Source organism: Aeromicrobium sp. REDSEA-S32_B7 (genome assembly GCF_001626145.1).
GTDB lineage: Bacteria > Actinomycetota > Actinomycetes > Propionibacteriales > Nocardioidaceae > Aeromicrobium > Aeromicrobium erythreum.
The window spans coordinates 14038-28191 of the sequence record NZ_LUNF01000089.1; the positions used below are offsets into that span (position 1 = coordinate 14038).

Here is a 14154-nt window from a genome sequence, read left to right on the forward strand (position 1 = left end):
CCCGCTCGTCTTGACAATCGTTCTCATGGCTCTTCGTCGCACCCGCTCCGCCGTCCTGCTCGCCTCCTGCGCCCTGGTCCTCGCGGCCTGCGGCAGCGGCGGCTCCTCCGACGGCGGCTCGGACGGCAGGCTGTCGGTCGTCACGTCGTTCTACCCGCTGCAGTACGTGACCGAGCGCATCGCCGGCGACCACGCCGACGTCACGAACCTGACGAAGCCCGGCGGCGAGCCGCACGACCTCGAGCTCAGCCCGAAGCAGGTCGCGTCGGTGCAGGACGCCGACCTCGTGGTCTACCAGGACGAGTTCCAGACCGCCGTCGACGAGGCCGTCAAGGAGGCCGACCGCGAGCCCGGCACCACGGTCGACGCCGCCGACGGCGTCGACCGCATCGAGGAGTCCGAGGAGGCGCACGCCGAGGGCGAGGAGGAGGGCCACGACGACCATGCGCACGGCGACGAGGAGCACGCCGACGAGGAGGGCCACGCGGAGGAGGAGGGCCACGACCACGGGCACGACCACGGGCACGACCACGGCGGCGTCGACCCGCACCTCTGGCTCGCCCCGACGAACCTCGAGCCGCTGACCGAGCACGTGCGCGACGCCCTCGTGAAGCTCGACCCCGACCACGCCGACGAGTACGAGGCGAACGCCGCGGCCCTCGTCGCCGACCTCCAGAAGCTCGACGGCGAGTACCGGGCCGGGCTCAAGACCTGCAAGGTCCGCGACATCGTCACCAGCCACGCCGCGTTCGCCTACCTCGCCCGCGCCTACGACCTCGTGCAGATCCCCATCGCCGGCATCGACCCCAGCACCGAGCCGTCGGCCGCCCAGCTCGCCGAGATCTCCGACCTCGTGAAGCGCGACGGCATCACGACGGTCTTCACCGAGACCCTCGTCAGCCCCGCGGTCGCCCGCACGGTGGCGCGCGAGGCCGGGGTGCGGACGGCTACGCTCGACCCGATCGAGGGACTCACGAAGGACACGTCCGACGAGGACTACCTCTCGATCATGCGCTCCAACCTCGCCGAGCTCCAGAAGGCCAACAGCTGCTCATGACGCACCCCCCACTCGTCCTGCGTGACGTCGAGGTCACGCTGGGCGGTGACCCGGTGCTGCGCGGCGTCGACCTCACGGTCGAGCGGGGCGAGTTCGTGACCCTGCTCGGCTCGAACGGATCCGGGAAGTCGACGATGGTGCGCGCGGCCGTCGGGCTCGTGCCCTCGACCGGCACGGTCGAGCTCTTCGGCGAGCCGCTCGCGCGGTTCCGCAGCTGGCGACGGGTCGGCTACGTGCCGCAGCGGTCGGCCGCCTCGACCGGCGTGCCCGCCACGGTGCGCGAGGTCGTCTCGAGCGGTCGCCTGTCGCTGCGCCCGCGCGTGGGGCTGCCGCGCCGGTCCGACCGCGAGGCGGTCGTCACCGCCCTGGAGAGCGTCGGCCTCGCCCACCGCGCGTCGTCGCCGCTCGTCGAGCTCTCCGGTGGCCAGCAGCAGCGTGTCGCCATCGCGCGGGCACTCGCCGGCGAGCCCGAGCTGCTCGTCATGGACGAGCCCACCGCCGGGGTCGACGCCCACCACACCGAGGACCTCGCCGACCTGCTCAGCCACCTCGCCACCGAGGGCATGACCGTGCTGCTCGTCGCGCACGAGCTCGGCCCGATGCTCCCGCTCGTGGACCGCGCCGTCGTCCTCGACCAGGGTCGCGTGGTGCACGACGGCCCGGTCGACGACCACGTCGCCGACGTCCACCAGCAGCACCACGGCGACGCCCACCCGCACACGGCCGACCCCGACCGCGTGCGTCCCCTGCCCGAGGAGGGGGTCTGGTGAGCCTCGACCTGCTCGACTACGAGTTCATGCGGCTCGCCCTCGTGGCCGCGTTCTTCACCGGTCTCGCCGCACCGGCGATCGGCACGTTCATGGTCCAGCGCCGTCTCGCGCTGCTGGGCGACGGCCTCGGCCACGTCGCCCTGACCGGCGTCGCGCTGGGGCTGCTCACGGGGACGGCGCCGGTGCTCACCGCACTCGTCGTCGCCGTCCTCGGCGCGGTCGTCATCGAGGTGCTGCGCACCTACACGCGCACCAGCGGCGACGTCGCGCTCGCGATGCTGTTCTACGGCGGCATCGCCGCGGGCGTCCTGCTGATCGGCCTCGCCGGCGAGAGCGGCGCGACCCTCAACCGCTACCTCTTCGGATCCATCACGACCGTCACCGACACCGACGTCGTCGTCGTGAGCGTGCTCGGCGTCGTCGTCGTCGGCCTGTGCCTGCTGCTCTCGCCCCAGCTGTTCGCCGTCTGCCAGGACGAGGAGCACGCCAAGGTCAGCGGCGTGCCGACACGCCTGTACGGCCTGCTGATCGCCGTCATGGCGGCCGCGACCATCACGGTCGCGATGCGCACCGTCGGGCTGCTGCTGGTGTCCGCGCTCATGGTCGTGCCCGTGGCGGCCGCACAGCAGGTCGCGCGCAGCTTCCGGCTCACGCACCTGCTGGCGATGGCCATCGGGCTGCTCACCGCGGTGCTCGGCGTCGTCACCAGCTTCGAGGCCAACACGGCACCAGGCCCCACGATCGTCATGCTCGCACTGGGCACCTTCGTGCTGACCACGCTGCTGCGTGGTGTCACCGTGGGCCTGCGTCGTCGACGGTCGGTACGCTCCTCCTGAGGAGGACCATGGTTGACATCCGCAACACCCGACAGCGGCGCGCCGTGAGCGCGGTGCTCGACGAGCTCGAAGGCTTCGCCAGCGCCCAGCAGATCCATGGCGTGCTGGGCCAGCGGGGCGAGAAGGTCGGCCTGTCGACCGTCTACCGCAACCTGCAGGCGCTCGTCGACGCCGAGCAGGTCGACGCGCTGCGCGGCAACGACGGCGAGGTGCTGTACCGGCGCTGCGAGGCCGGCGAGCACCACCACCATCTCGTCTGCCGCTCCTGCGGGCGCGCCGTCGAGGTCGCGGGCCCGGCGGTCGAGTCGTGGGCCACGAAGGTGGCGACCGAGAACGGCTTCACCGACGTCGAGCACACGCTGGAGATCTTCGGCACCTGCGCCGACTGCGCCGCGTGAGCACCTCCCCGACCCTCGTGCGGCAGGTGCTGGACCGCGACGTCTGGGAGCCGCGCGCCGCAGCCCACCGCGAGCGTGCCCGCACCTGGACCGCGCCACACCTGCTCCGCCGCGAGCGGCACGAGCCGCACCCCGTCGTCGACTTCCTCTTCGAGTACTACAACCTCTCCCCCGCCCAGCTCGAGCGCTGGCACCCCGGCCTCGACGTCGGGCTCGCCGACGCGCCGGAGCACGCCGCCCTCGGCGCCTACGTGACGCGTGACGGCGTCAGCACGGTCGACCCCAGGCGGCTCGCCTCCCGCGTGCGCGGCCTGCGGTGGACCAGGTCGCTGCTGACCGCCACGCTCGACCGCCCGGCCCGCTACGGCTGCTTCGGCCTGCACGAGTGGGCCATGGTCTACCGCTCCGAGCAGCCCCGCCACGACCTGCCGCTCCGGCTCGGCCGCAGCGGCACCGACGCCGTCGTCGAGGCCCACCCGCTCACCTGCACGCACGTCGACGCGTTCCGCTTCTTCACCCCGGCGGCCGAGCCGCGCAACGCCTGGCAGCTCGGCCGGGAGCACCAGCTCGCGCACGAGCAGCCGGGCTGCCTGCACGCCAACATGGACCTCTACCGGATCGCCTTCCGGCTGCTGCCGTTCGTCGAGTCGACGGTGGTGCTCGACGCGTTCGAGCTGGCGCTGGAGATCCGCACCGTCGACATGCAGGCCTCGCCCTACGACGTCGGCTCCTACGGCCTCGACCCGATCCCGGTCGAGGTCGCCGACGGTCGGGCCGAGTACGTGCGCCGCCAGCGCGACCTCGCGGCCCGGGCGGAACCGCTGCGGCGTGCGCTGCTGGCGCACGTCGACCGTCTGCTCGCCCACCCGGCCGCCCACGCGCCCGAGCAGCCCGACGCTCGAGACGGCCAGTAGATTGACCGACGTGGACGACGACCTGCACGTGCGCTCCGGCGACGAGCTCACCGCCGCCGAGGTGTACGACATCTGGCGGATCCGCGACGTCGTCTTCGCCGTCGAGCAGCAGTGCGACGAGCCCGACGTCGACGGCATCGACCTCCTTCCGACCTGCCACCACCTGTGGTTCGCCGACGCCGACGGACCGACCAGCTATCTGCGCACCTTCACCACCGAGTCCGGCGTGCGCAAGGTCGGGCGGGTGGCCACGCGCCAGGACCAGCGCGGCCGCGGGCTGTCGAGCCGGCTCCTGCGGGCCGTCCTGGAGCGCTGGGGCGACGCCGAGGTCCGGCTCGGCGCGCAGGCGTACCTGCACGACTGGTACGCCGGCTTCGGCTTCGAGCGGTGCGGCGAGAACTTCTGGGAGGCGGGCATCGAGCACGTGCCGATGCGGCGACTCCCCCGCGCCTGACGCCCGCCCCGGGCCGCACACAGCATCAGCGCACCAGGATCAGCGCCCGACGCCGTCGCCGGCCAGCACGTTGTCGAGCGCCTCGCGTAGGTCGGCGCGCGTGCGCTCCTCGTACTGCGTCACCGCCGTGCGCGCGGCCGCGTACTCCTCGGCGTACTGGAAGCTGCCGCTCTGACCGGCGTCGAGCCGCGCCGCCAAGGCCTCGGCCTCGGTGATCACGTGGGTGAGCGCGCGCCGCACCGCGTCGCGCACCGGGGCGGCGTCACGGGGTGCCTCGACGGCCTCGAAGCTCGCCAGGGTGGTGCGCATGGGTGGCAGCAGCTGGGCCCGCAGCGGCGCGCCGCTCGTGACGAACGTGCCGGGCGCGAGCGCGTTCGGGTCGACCTCGAGCGCCCGACGCGCGGCGACCAGGTAGCGCTGCGCGGCCCGGGTGTCGACGACGACGTCGTCGAGGCGGTCCATCGCCTCGGTGACGACGGACTGCTCACGACGGGCGGCGCCGTAGTCCGGGGAGGCCGCTGCGCCGCGCTGCGACGTCGCGCCGAGCGTCGGCACGTCGTCGCGGTGCCGTGCCAGCACCCGGGCCACGGCGTCGGGGTCCGTCGCGTCGGCGGCCTCGAGCTCACGCACGACCACCTCGCGGTAGTGCGAGAGACGTTCCTGGTAGCGCAGCGCCACGGCGTCGGCACGGTCGACGTCGACCTGTCGCGCGCGGGCGTCGACGACCAGCGCTGCACCGAGCCCGAGGCCCAGGAGCAGGGTGGGCGCGAGGACCAGCGCGAGGAGTCGACGTCGGGTCACGCGGTGCCGACCGGGACCCCGTGCCGCCGCAGCCCGTAGGTGAGCGCGTCGACGAGCGCCTCCCACGAGGCCTCGATCATGTTCGGGCCCACCCCGACCGTGACCCACGCGTCCTTGCCGTCGGAGGTCTCGATGAGCACGCGCGTGACGGCGTCGGTGCCGTGGCCCTGGTCGAGGATGCGCACCCGGAAGTCGATGAGGTGGAACCGCGCCACGTCGGGGTACAGCTGCTCGATCGCCTGGCGGAGGGCGTGGTCGAGGGCGTTGACGGGGCCGTTGCCCTCGCCGATGACCGCGAGCCGCTGACCGGCGGCGCGCAGCTTGACGGTGGCCTCCGTGCCGCGCGAGGACTCGGCCAGCACGCGCCACGACTCGACGTCGAAGTACGAGGGTCGGGCACCCTCCATCTCCTCGGCGAGCAGCAGCTCGAACGACGCGTCGGCCGCCTCGAAGGTGTAGCCCTGCTGCTCCATGGCCTTGACGCGCTCGGTGATGCGCCCGAGCCGCTCGGCGTCGTCGCCCACGTCGTAGCCGAGCTCGCGACCCTTCAGCTCGATGGTGGCCCGACCGGCCATCTCCGAGACGAGCAGGCGCATGTCGTTGCCCACGAGCGCAGGGTCGATGTGCTGGTACAGGTCGGGGTCGACGCGGATCGCGCTGGCGTGCAGGCCGGCCTTGTGCGCGAACGACGACACGCCGGTGTACGGCTGGCGCGCGGAGGGTGGGTAGTTGGTGATCTCCGAGACGGCGTGCGCAATGCGCGTGGCCTCGGCCAGCGCCCCCTCCGGCAGCACCTGCATGCCGAGCTTGAGCTCGAGGTTGGCGACGGACGTCACGAGGTCGGCGTTGCCCGTGCGCTCGCCGTAGCCGTTCAGGCAGCCCTGCAGGTGCGTGGCCCCGGCGCGCACCGCGGCCATCGAGTTCGCGACGGCGCAGCCCGTGTCGTTGTGCGCGTGGATGCCGAGCCGCGCCCCGACGGACAGCGTGTCGGCCACGACCTCCTCGACCTGGTGCGGCAGCATGCCGCCGTTGGTGTCGCACAGCACGACGACGTCGGCGCCGGCCTCGGCGGCGGTCCGCACGACCTCCAGCGCGTACGCGCGGTTCGCGACGTAGCCGTCGAAGAAGTGCTCGCAGTCGACGAAGACGCGCTGCCCCTCGGCCCGGAGGTGCTCGACCGTGTCGCGCACCATCGCCAGGTTCTCCTCCAGCGTGGTGCGCAATGCCAGCTCGACGTGCCGGTCGTGGCTCTTCGCGACGAGCGTGACCACCGGCGCGCCGGACTCGCGCAGCGCCGCGACGAGCGGGTCGTCGGCGGCCCGCAGCCCGGCCCGACGGGTCGCGCCGAAGGCGGCCAGGGTCGCGGTCCGCAGCTCCAGCTCCTTGGCGGCGAGTGCGAAGAACTCGGTGTCCTTCGGGTTCGATCCCGGCCAGCCGCCCTCGATGAACCCGACGCCGAGGTCGTCGAGGTGGCGCGCCACGTGCAGCTTGTCCTGCACGGAGAGGTTGAGTCCCTCCTGCTGGGCACCGTCGCGCATCGTGGTGTCGTAGACGTGGAAGGCGTCGCTGGTCACGCGCGCCAGTCTACGCAGCGGCCCGCCTAGGATGGGCCCACATGAGCACCCGACCCGTCCCGGTCCCCGCCACGTGCGAGTCGCTGTACGCCGTCATGACGGCCGAGCCGCTCGAGCACGAGGACCACGTGCCCCTGCCCCACGCCGCGCTGCTGCGCGCGCACGGCACGTCGCCGCAGGGCCTGGAGCGACTGGAGGCCCGGCCCCACCAGCTGGTGCTGCAGAGCCAGGCGCCTGTGGCGGAGGCGGCCGCCGCTGCGCGCGACACCCGCGTGCAGGCGCTCGAGCTGGCAGCCCGCCACGACGGGGTCGTCGTCGAGCTGCTCACGCCCCGCGTCCTGGAGCTGACGAGCGAGGACGTCTCGCTCGCGCACGCCGCCCAGTGGTACGTGCTCGACCACGCGGCCCTGCTCGACGGCGACCTCGTGACCGACGGACTCGCCCAGTTCGGCCTCCCCGACGTGCGGGTGCGGGCCGTCGGGTCCGACGACGTCGTGCGGGCCATGAGCAGCGCCGTGCTCGCCGGCGTCGTGCACCGGCTGATCGCCGAGTGGCCCGAGCACGACCCGGTCGGCGAGGCCACCGTGACCCTGCGCGACATCGCCTACGGCCTGGGCGACGTGCAGGCCTCCGTCACCCCGCACGACCGCGGGGTGCGGATCTCGATCGACTACGTGGCCGACGACCACGTGCTGGCGGTCGAGCTGCTGGACGACCCCGCCACGACGCTGTTCGCCTGAACGTCGGCCTCGGGGCCACGTCGGGGCGTCAGGTTCGCGAGCACCTCGGGCTGCAGGATCGCGCGCAGCTGCTCCGGCGGCAGCAGCTGCTTCTCGAGCACGAGCTCGGCCACCCCGCGTCCGGTCGCCAGGGCCTCCATCGCGACCTCGGTCGCCGCCGTGTAGCCGATGAACGGGTTGAGGGCGGTGACCAGGCCGATGGAGTTCTCGACCTCCTGGCGCAGCAGCGCCTCGTTGGCGGTGATGCCGTCGACGCAGCGGCGCGCGAGCACGAGCATCGCCTCGCGCAGCCGGTAGAGGCCGGCGGACAGCGAGTAGCAGATGACGGGCTCGAAGGCGTTGAGCTGCAGCTGACCGCCCTCGGCGGCCATCGTGACGGTGACGTCCATCCCGATCACCTGGAACGCGACCTGGTTGACCACCTCCGGGATGACCGGGTTGACCTTGCCGGGCATGATGCTCGACCCTGCCTGCACCGCGGGCAGGTTGATCTCGTTCAGGCCCGCGCGGGGGCCCGACGACAGCAGGCGCAGGTCGTTGCAGATCTTGCTGGTCTTCGTCGCGACCCGCTTGAGCGTGCCGGAGAGCTGCACGAACGCGCCGCAGTCCTGCGTGGCCTCGATGAGGTCGACCGCGCTGACCAGCGGCAGTCCCGTGAGCCGGGCGAGGTGCTGCGCCGCGGCGGGCACGTAGCCGGCCGGCGCGTTCAGCTGCGTGCCGATGGCGGTCGCGCCGAGGTTGATCTCGTGCAGCATCGCGACGGCCTCGGTGAGCCTGCTGTGGTCCTCCCCCAGCATGACGGCGTACGTACCGAACTCCTGCCCGAGCGTCATCGGGACGGCGTCCTGCAGCTGCGTACGACCCATCTTGAGGACGTCGCGGAACTCCTCGGCCTTGCGGACGAAGGAGTCCTGCAGCACCACCATCGCGTCGAGCAGCGCGTGGGTGGCCAGGATGATCGCGATCTTCACCGCCGTCGGGTAGACGTCGTTGGTCGACTGGCTGAGGTTGACGTGCTCGTTCGGGTGCAGGAAGCCGTAGTCGCCGCGCGGGCGGCCCAGGATCTCCAGCGCCCGGTTGGCGATCACCTCGTTCGCGTTCATGTTCGTCGACGTGCCCGCCCCGCCCTGCATCACGTCGACGACGAACTCGCCGCGCAGGGAGCCGGCCCGGATCTCCTCGCAGGCCTGCTCGATGGCGCGGAAGCGCTGCGTGTCGAGCAGCCCGAGCTCGTGGTTCGTGGTCGCCGCCGCCTGCTTGACCGCGGCGAGCGCCTCCACCAGGAAGGGGCTCTGCCCGATCGGGATGCCCGTGATCGGGAAGTTCTCGGTCGCGCGCAGCGTGTGGACACCCCAGTACGCGTCGGCCGGGACGTCGCGGTCGCCGATCAGGTCGTGCTCGCGTCGCGTCGCGGTGGTCGGGGCGGCGCCGTCGGGGCCGGTCGAGAGGGTCATGGCTTCCTTCCGTCACGCGCGGGCCCAGGGTGTGGCCCGTCGGCGTTCCTGTGGGTGGTCGGCGCGCGAGATCACCGGGCGCGTGACCGTGGTCACATCCATCTCACCACATCACGACGGGCCGGTGCGGCACGGTCAGGCGCGCGTCCCGACGGTCGTCCTCGGGGCGTAGACGTCGCGCCGCAGGAGGGTCAGGGCGAGGGCGACGGCGCACGCCGACGCCGACACGACGGGCAGCACCTCGACGTCGATCCCGACGAGCAGCGCACCGAGTCCCGACCCGGTGGCGATCCCCACCTGGAAGCAGGTCACGTAGACCGCCGACGCGGTGTCGACCCGGTCACCGGCGAGGCGCATGACGCCGGCCTGGTAGCAGGGGCCGATGGCGGCGAAGGCAGCTCCCCACACCGCCACGGCCGCGAAGAGCACCAGACCCACCAGCACGGAGGAGCCGGCGCCGAGGCCGAGGGCGGCGGCCAGGCCCGCGGTCCCCACGAGCATGGCCGCAACCGCGGTCACGGTGGTGCCCACCGGACGGACGTCGAGCACCCGGCCGACGACCAGCGTCGCCGCCGCTCCGGCCACGCCGAACCCGGCGAGCAGCAGGGGCACGTCGACGCCGTCCAGGGCCCGGCGCGCGATCGGCGCGACGTACGTGAACGACGTGAAGTGGGCCGACACGACCACGACGGCGAGGGCGTAGAGCACCACCAACGGTCCGGCGGCCGGACCGAGCAGACGGCCCAGCCCGCGCTCGCTCCCCGCCTGGTCGAGCGGGTCGGCGGCCACCGAAGGGGCCGGTGTCGACGGCTCGGCCGGCAGCGTCAGGACGAGGCCCACGAGCGTGAGTGCCACGAGCGCGGCGAGACCGCCGGCCGCCACGCGCCAGTCCGTGGCCTCCCCCACGAACGTGGCCAGGGGCGAGCCGACGACCGAGGCCGCCGTCGCGCCACCGAACACCGCGGCCGTCGCCATGCCCGCACGCTCGCGCGGCACGAGCGACGCCGCGGCCGGGGCCACGAGCGACCAGAGGATGCCGTGGGTCAGCGCCGCGAGCACCCGACTCAGCACCATCGCCGCGTAGCTGGTCGCGACGGTCGCCACGACGGCGGCGACGAGCAGCACGGCCAGGGCGCCCTGGACCGCCCGGGCCCGGGGCCACCTCGCCACCAGGCGGACGCCCGGGATGGTGCACAGCCCCGCCACGACCGCGTACCCGCTGACGAGCAGCCCGACCCGCCCTTGGGAGACGTCGAGGTCCTCCGCGATGTCGCCGATCAGGCCCACGGGGAGCAGCTCGAAGGTGACGTAGACGAACGTCGCCACGCCGAGCAGGCCGAGCCGCAGCGCGGTCACCGCGTGAGGTCCTCGACGGCCTCCAGGACCTCGGCCAGCTCCGTGAAGCCCTCGTCGGCGAGGAAGTGACCGCCGCCCGGGACCTCGCGGGTGCGCGCGCCGAGCTGTGCGGCCAGCGCCTTCGACGCCTCGGGAGGGACGATCGAGTCGTCGTCGGAGTAGATGCCGACGCGCGCGTCGACCGCCTCGCAGACCCGCGCGACGTCCGCCGGGTCGAGCGGCTCGGCGAGGTAGTCGTCGAGCTCGGGGACCGCGGCGATCGGCCCCTGGAACCCCGAGACGGCGACGAGGCCCCGCAGGCGCCAGGGCGCGGGGCGCGCGGCGAGCCAGCGCAGCACGGTGACCGTGCCGAGGCTGTGGGTCACGAGCAGCGTCTCCTCGTCGACGTCGCCGACGCGCTCGTCGAGGGTGCGCTCCCACGCGTCGCGCGACGGGTTCGTGGAGTCGGGCATGGGCACGACCTCCACGACGTGGCCCTCGGCGCGCAGCTTCTCGGCGAGCCAGGGGAACCAGTGGTCGTGCGGGGCGGCGGAGTAGCCGTGGACGACGTAGATCTTCATGAGGTCCTCCTCAGGACAGGTCGGTGGTGGGGTGGGCCATGAAGTCGAGCAGCACCTTGGGCCTCACCCGCAGGGGGTCGGCCAGGCGTTCGTAGGCGGACCGCACGTCCTCCAGCGGTACCACCCGGTCGACCATCGCGTCGAGGTCGACGTGCCCGGCGACCACCAGGTCGACGAGCTCCTCCCAGTGCCCGACGCCGGACAGGACGCCGACGACGCTCAGGTCACGGACGACGAGGTCGGCGACCGGGACGCCGTCGACGGCGTGGTGCGGGGTGCCGAGCTGCGCCACCCGACCGCCGGACGCGGCCAGCCCGATGGCCGACACCTCCTTGCGCGGCTCGACGACGAGCACGTCGGCGCCTCGTGCGCGGGCGGCCTGGGCGGCCACGAGACCCAGGGTCCCCGCGCCGACGACAGCCACCCGGTCGACCGCGCGGACGTCGACGCGGTGCATCGCGTGGACGGCGGCGGACGCCGGCTCCAGCAGCGCCGCCGAGGTGTCCGAGAGCGCGTCGGGCACGGCCACCACGGTCGAGTGCGTGATCCGTCGCGCCGCGCAGTGCTCGCAGCGCCCGCAGGCCCTGATGTTGTGCCCGGCGACGCGGCGTCCGACCCAGGCGTCGTCCACGTCCGCGCCGACGGCGACGACCTCGCCGGTCCACTCGTGGCCGGGTACGAAGGGATACGAGGCGAGCCCGTCGTGCAGGTAGGAGCTGCTGCCGTCGTAGAAGCCCAGGTCGGTGCCGCACAGGCCCAGCAGGCGCACCCGCACCAGGAGGTCGCCCTGCCCCGGCACCGGGGCGGGGCGCTGCACGAGCGCCACCTCCCGCGGTCCCGGGAGCAGGACGCTGCGGACGGACGTCGGTCCGATCGGCTCGCCCGACGCCCGCACGGCCGGCGACTCGATGCTGCGGCGAGGACGCAGGCCGCGCACGGTCCGGCCGCCGTAGGCGCGGACCAGGGGCATCTCGACCCAGTGGTACAGCGCTCCGGCGCCGAGGACCGTGAGCGCGACCGCACCCAGCAGGTACGCGACCGCTGCCGCGACGGAGTCGGTGGGTCCGTGCAGCACGTGCACGTCCAGCGCGTCGAGGACGATGAAGTGCAGCAGGTAGAACGCGAAGGAGACCTCACCGAGCCAGCGCAGCGGCCTGGCACGCCACACCGAGGGTCGACCGGCCAGGTCGCGCTGGGCGGCCGCGGCGATGATCAGCGCGCAGGGCACGACCAGCACGGCGCGCTGCGCGAGCAGGACGGGCGCGGACAGCGCGAGCACGTAGGCCCCGGCCAGGGCGGCGAAGGACCAGCGCAGGGACAGCCGCGGGAGCGCGTCGCCACGCACCAGCACCGCGAGCGCCATGCCCACGCCGAAGTCGGGGAGTCGGGTCAGCGGCAGCACGTAGGCGAACCAGTACTGCAGGCCCGAGACGTCGGGCTCGTTCGAGAGCCGCTGGCTCCCCTCCGGCAGGAGGGTCGCCACGAGCGGCACGGCCACGACGGCCAGCACCGACACGGCGAGCACGGTGGCGGCCCGTCGGGTCCCCCGGCCGACCACCAGGCCGACGAGGAGGGGGAAGGTGAGGTAGAAGAAGGCCTCCGTCGCGAGCGACCAGCCCGGCGCCAGCACGGAGAAGTTGAGCGGGTAGTCGGGCGGCCAGACCTGCGTCATGGTCAGGTAGGACGCCAGGTCGCGCCACGGCACCGACCCCGCGTGCATCACCAGCACGGCGAGCAGCGCGGTGACGTAGTACAGCGGCAGGATCTTGACGAACCGTCGGCGGTAGAACGACGCGGGACGGTCACCGGCGCTCGCCGACCACGTCAGGACGAAGCCGCTGAGCAGGAAGAAGAACGTGACGCCGAGGCCGCCCGCCTGGGAGAGCCAGTGGTAGTAGCCCTCCTGGACCCCGCGGTCGGCGAACAACGGCAGCTCGGGCAGCGCGCTGTGGAACAGCAACACGGCGAGCGCCGCGGGGAAGCGCAGTCCGGTGAGCGAGTCCAGGCGGACTCCTGGGCGCGGACGCTCCTGGGCGGCTCGGGCGTCGAGCAGGGCGGTGGCGGTCATCGTGACGCTCCTTGGGTCGGGCGGGTGCGCCGGAGGGTCGGCGGGTCGAGGGTCGCTCCGGCGAGAGAGTGCCGGCGGGCGGCGGCGCGGTCGTAGGCGGCGGCGACGTCGGCGGCCAGCAGGTCGGGGCGACCGCGATAGTCGTTCTCGAGCAGGACGTCACCGTCGCCGACCTGCGCGAGGATCGTGCGGGTGCGGGCCGCGACCTCGTCGGCTCGCACGTCCGTCGGTACCTTCACGTGGACCGAGGGCGCCAGCACGCCGTGCGCGCGGCAGGTGTCGACGAAGGCGAACGGGTCGCGGCCGGCGTCGAGCAGGTTGCCGGGCCGTCGCGTCGCGCGACGGCGCGTCGACGATCGCGCTCGCCCGGAAGCTGGGCACGTGGACCGCAGAGACCCCGTGGCGGCGGGCGAGCCCGACCGTGGCGAGCAACAGGTCGAGGCACTCCGGCGTCGGACGCCCGTCGCGGTGCAGACCGAGGTCGTTCGCGCGGTTGACCGCGAGGGCGTCGACGACGACGCCCAGACGGCACAGCTCGGCGAGCACCGCGTCGTCGAGGATCGGACCGCGACCGGGCCCGCCGACGTCGAGCTGCACGTGCCGGGTCCCCGCCGCGAGCACGCCGACCACGGCCTCCCGGTGGTCGGGGGCGACCCGCCACTGGGCCACGGCCACGACGCCCGCGCTCACCGCGAGATCCTCATTGCGAGCTTCAGGACCGGTCGACCGTCGACGTGTCGGTCGCCGTCGACCATGGCACGGATCGCGCGGACGGCGTCGTCGAGCGTCACGTGGTGCGTCACAAGGTCGGCCCAGGCCGTCGGGTCGCCGGACACCACGTGGGCCGCCCGCTGGAGCGTGGCCGGGGCGACGCCGCGGTGGCCCACGAAGGTCACCGGTGCCGCGCCTCGGCGGCCCACCGTGCGAGCGACCGGCACGACGGGACGCCCGGCGCGGTTGCGCGCTCGCAGCGCAGCGAGGTCGACGACGTCCTCGACGCCGTTCCAGCGCACCGGCCCGGCGGGCAGGCCCGCGTGCAGGTCGATCGTCAGAGCAGCGCGGCACAGTCCCACCAGCGCAGCCACGGCCTGGAGCGATGCCGTGCGCGGGGTGGCGACGACGGCGGTCACGGGACCTGTGAGCCCGACCAGGACGGCCGGGAGGTCCTGGTC

Annotated in this window: 16 protein-coding genes; 7 read left to right on the forward strand and 9 right to left on the reverse strand. The window is 73.6% G+C overall.

The genetic code is table 11. From position 1 onward, the window contains the following. Positions 1 to 25 precede the first annotated feature (25 nt). Genes A6Q79_RS06740 through A6Q79_RS06765 form a run of 6 tightly spaced genes read left to right on the forward strand, consistent with a single transcriptional unit; the run spans position 26 to position 4429 of the window. Positions 26 to 1057, forward strand: a complete 1032-nt coding sequence (locus tag A6Q79_RS06740; protein WP_286689277.1) for a metal ABC transporter solute-binding protein, Zn/Mn family — start codon at positions 26 to 28, stop codon at positions 1055 to 1057. Beyond that, positions 1054 to 1827 carry a metal ABC transporter ATP-binding protein gene (locus A6Q79_RS06745; protein WP_286689278.1) on the forward strand — a complete coding sequence of 258 codons (774 nt, stop codon included), beginning with the start codon at positions 1054 to 1056 and terminating at the stop codon, positions 1825 to 1827. Before A6Q79_RS06740 ends, A6Q79_RS06745 begins: the two co-directional genes overlap by 4 nt. After that, positions 1824 to 2663 carry a metal ABC transporter permease gene (locus A6Q79_RS06750; RefSeq protein ID WP_236749843.1) on the forward strand — a complete coding sequence of 280 codons (840 nt, stop codon included), beginning with the start codon at positions 1824 to 1826 and terminating at the stop codon, positions 2661 to 2663. The genes A6Q79_RS06745 and A6Q79_RS06750 overlap by 4 nt, the downstream gene beginning before the upstream one ends. An 8-nt stretch (positions 2664 to 2671) precedes the next feature. Further along, positions 2672 to 3061 carry a Fur family transcriptional regulator gene (locus A6Q79_RS06755; RefSeq protein ID WP_286689279.1) on the forward strand — a complete coding sequence of 130 codons (390 nt, stop codon included), beginning with the start codon at positions 2672 to 2674 and terminating at the stop codon, positions 3059 to 3061. After that, positions 3058 to 3975: a 3-methyladenine DNA glycosylase gene (locus tag A6Q79_RS06760; protein WP_286689280.1), complete on the forward strand. Its 918-nt coding sequence runs from the start codon at positions 3058 to 3060 to the stop codon at positions 3973 to 3975. Before A6Q79_RS06755 ends, A6Q79_RS06760 begins: the two co-directional genes overlap by 4 nt. Before the next feature lie 10 nt (positions 3976 to 3985). Next, positions 3986 to 4429 (forward strand): GNAT family N-acetyltransferase, encoded by a 444-nt coding sequence (locus A6Q79_RS06765; protein ID WP_286689281.1) that lies wholly within the window; start codon positions 3986 to 3988, stop codon positions 4427 to 4429. 39 nt (positions 4430 to 4468) lie between these two features. On the opposite strand, the gene A6Q79_RS06770 is transcribed toward A6Q79_RS06765, so the two are convergent. Beyond that, positions 4469 to 5230: a hypothetical protein gene (locus tag A6Q79_RS06770; RefSeq protein WP_286689282.1), complete on the reverse strand. Its 762-nt coding sequence runs from the start codon at positions 5228 to 5230 to the stop codon at positions 4469 to 4471. Next, a complete protein-coding gene (gene cimA, locus A6Q79_RS06775; protein WP_144433711.1) occupies positions 5227 to 6804 on the reverse strand; it encodes a citramalate synthase in 1578 nt (525 codons plus the stop codon). Before cimA ends, A6Q79_RS06770 begins: the two co-directional genes overlap by 4 nt. 41 nt (positions 6805 to 6845) lie before the next feature. On the opposite strand from cimA, the gene A6Q79_RS06780 reads away from it, so the two are divergent. Continuing rightward, positions 6846 to 7544 carry a hypothetical protein gene (locus A6Q79_RS06780; protein WP_067856522.1) on the forward strand — a complete coding sequence of 233 codons (699 nt, stop codon included), beginning with the start codon at positions 6846 to 6848 and terminating at the stop codon, positions 7542 to 7544. On the opposite strand, the gene A6Q79_RS06785 is transcribed toward A6Q79_RS06780, so the two are convergent. From A6Q79_RS06785 to A6Q79_RS06815, 7 genes are all read right to left on the reverse strand, one after another. Continuing rightward, positions 7475 to 8998 (reverse strand): aspartate ammonia-lyase, encoded by a 1524-nt coding sequence (locus tag A6Q79_RS06785; RefSeq protein ID WP_083516324.1) that lies wholly within the window; start codon positions 8996 to 8998, stop codon positions 7475 to 7477. The two genes, A6Q79_RS06780 and A6Q79_RS06785, sit on opposite strands and share 70 nt — an antisense overlap. A gap of 135 nt (positions 8999 to 9133) precedes the next feature. Then, positions 9134 to 10354, reverse strand: coding sequence for an MFS transporter (locus tag A6Q79_RS06790; protein WP_067856520.1), 1221 nt, complete (start codon positions 10352 to 10354; stop codon positions 9134 to 9136). Beyond that, on the reverse strand, positions 10351 to 10914 hold the full coding sequence (locus tag A6Q79_RS06795; protein ID WP_067856517.1) for an alpha/beta hydrolase: 564 nt from the start codon (positions 10912 to 10914) through the stop codon (positions 10351 to 10353). The genes A6Q79_RS06790 and A6Q79_RS06795 overlap by 4 nt, the downstream gene beginning before the upstream one ends. A 10-nt stretch (positions 10915 to 10924) precedes the next feature. Then, a complete protein-coding gene (locus tag A6Q79_RS06800) occupies positions 10925 to 12982 on the reverse strand; it encodes an acyltransferase family protein (RefSeq protein WP_317697280.1) in 2058 nt (685 codons plus the stop codon). Next, positions 12979 to 13203, reverse strand: a complete 225-nt coding sequence (locus A6Q79_RS06805; RefSeq protein ID WP_317697282.1) for a hypothetical protein — start codon at positions 13201 to 13203, stop codon at positions 12979 to 12981. The genes A6Q79_RS06800 and A6Q79_RS06805 overlap by 4 nt, the downstream gene beginning before the upstream one ends. Beyond that, on the reverse strand, positions 13142 to 13672 hold the full coding sequence (locus A6Q79_RS06810; protein WP_317697285.1) for a hypothetical protein: 531 nt from the start codon (positions 13670 to 13672) through the stop codon (positions 13142 to 13144). The genes A6Q79_RS06805 and A6Q79_RS06810 overlap by 62 nt, the downstream gene beginning before the upstream one ends. Then, positions 13669 to 14154 (reverse strand): hypothetical protein (locus A6Q79_RS06815; protein WP_317697288.1); only part of this gene is annotated, 486 nt, incomplete at its 5' end. The genes A6Q79_RS06815 and A6Q79_RS06810, both read right to left, overlap by 4 nt.

Bases quoted from the DNA above. Each gene is read 5' to 3' on its own strand.
- A6Q79_RS06800 (WP_317697280.1), bottom strand. From the start codon at position 12,982: ATGACCGCCACCGCCCTGCTCGACGCCCGAGCCGCCCAGGAGCGTCCG.
- A6Q79_RS06745 (WP_286689278.1), top strand. From the start codon at position 1,054: ATGACGCACCCCCCACTCGTCCTGCGTGACGTCGAGGTCACGCTGGGC.
- A6Q79_RS06785 (WP_083516324.1), bottom strand. From the start codon at position 8,998: ATGACCCTCTCGACCGGCCCCGACGGCGCCGCCCCGACCACCGCGACG.
- A6Q79_RS06740 (WP_286689277.1), top strand. From the start codon at position 26: ATGGCTCTTCGTCGCACCCGCTCCGCCGTCCTGCTCGCCTCCTGCGCC.
- A6Q79_RS06755 (WP_286689279.1), top strand. From the start codon at position 2,672: ATGGTTGACATCCGCAACACCCGACAGCGGCGCGCCGTGAGCGCGGTG.
- A6Q79_RS06795 (WP_067856517.1), bottom strand. From the start codon at position 10,914: ATGAAGATCTACGTCGTCCACGGCTACTCCGCCGCCCCGCACGACCAC.
- A6Q79_RS06780 (WP_067856522.1), top strand. From the start codon at position 6,846: ATGAGCACCCGACCCGTCCCGGTCCCCGCCACGTGCGAGTCGCTGTAC.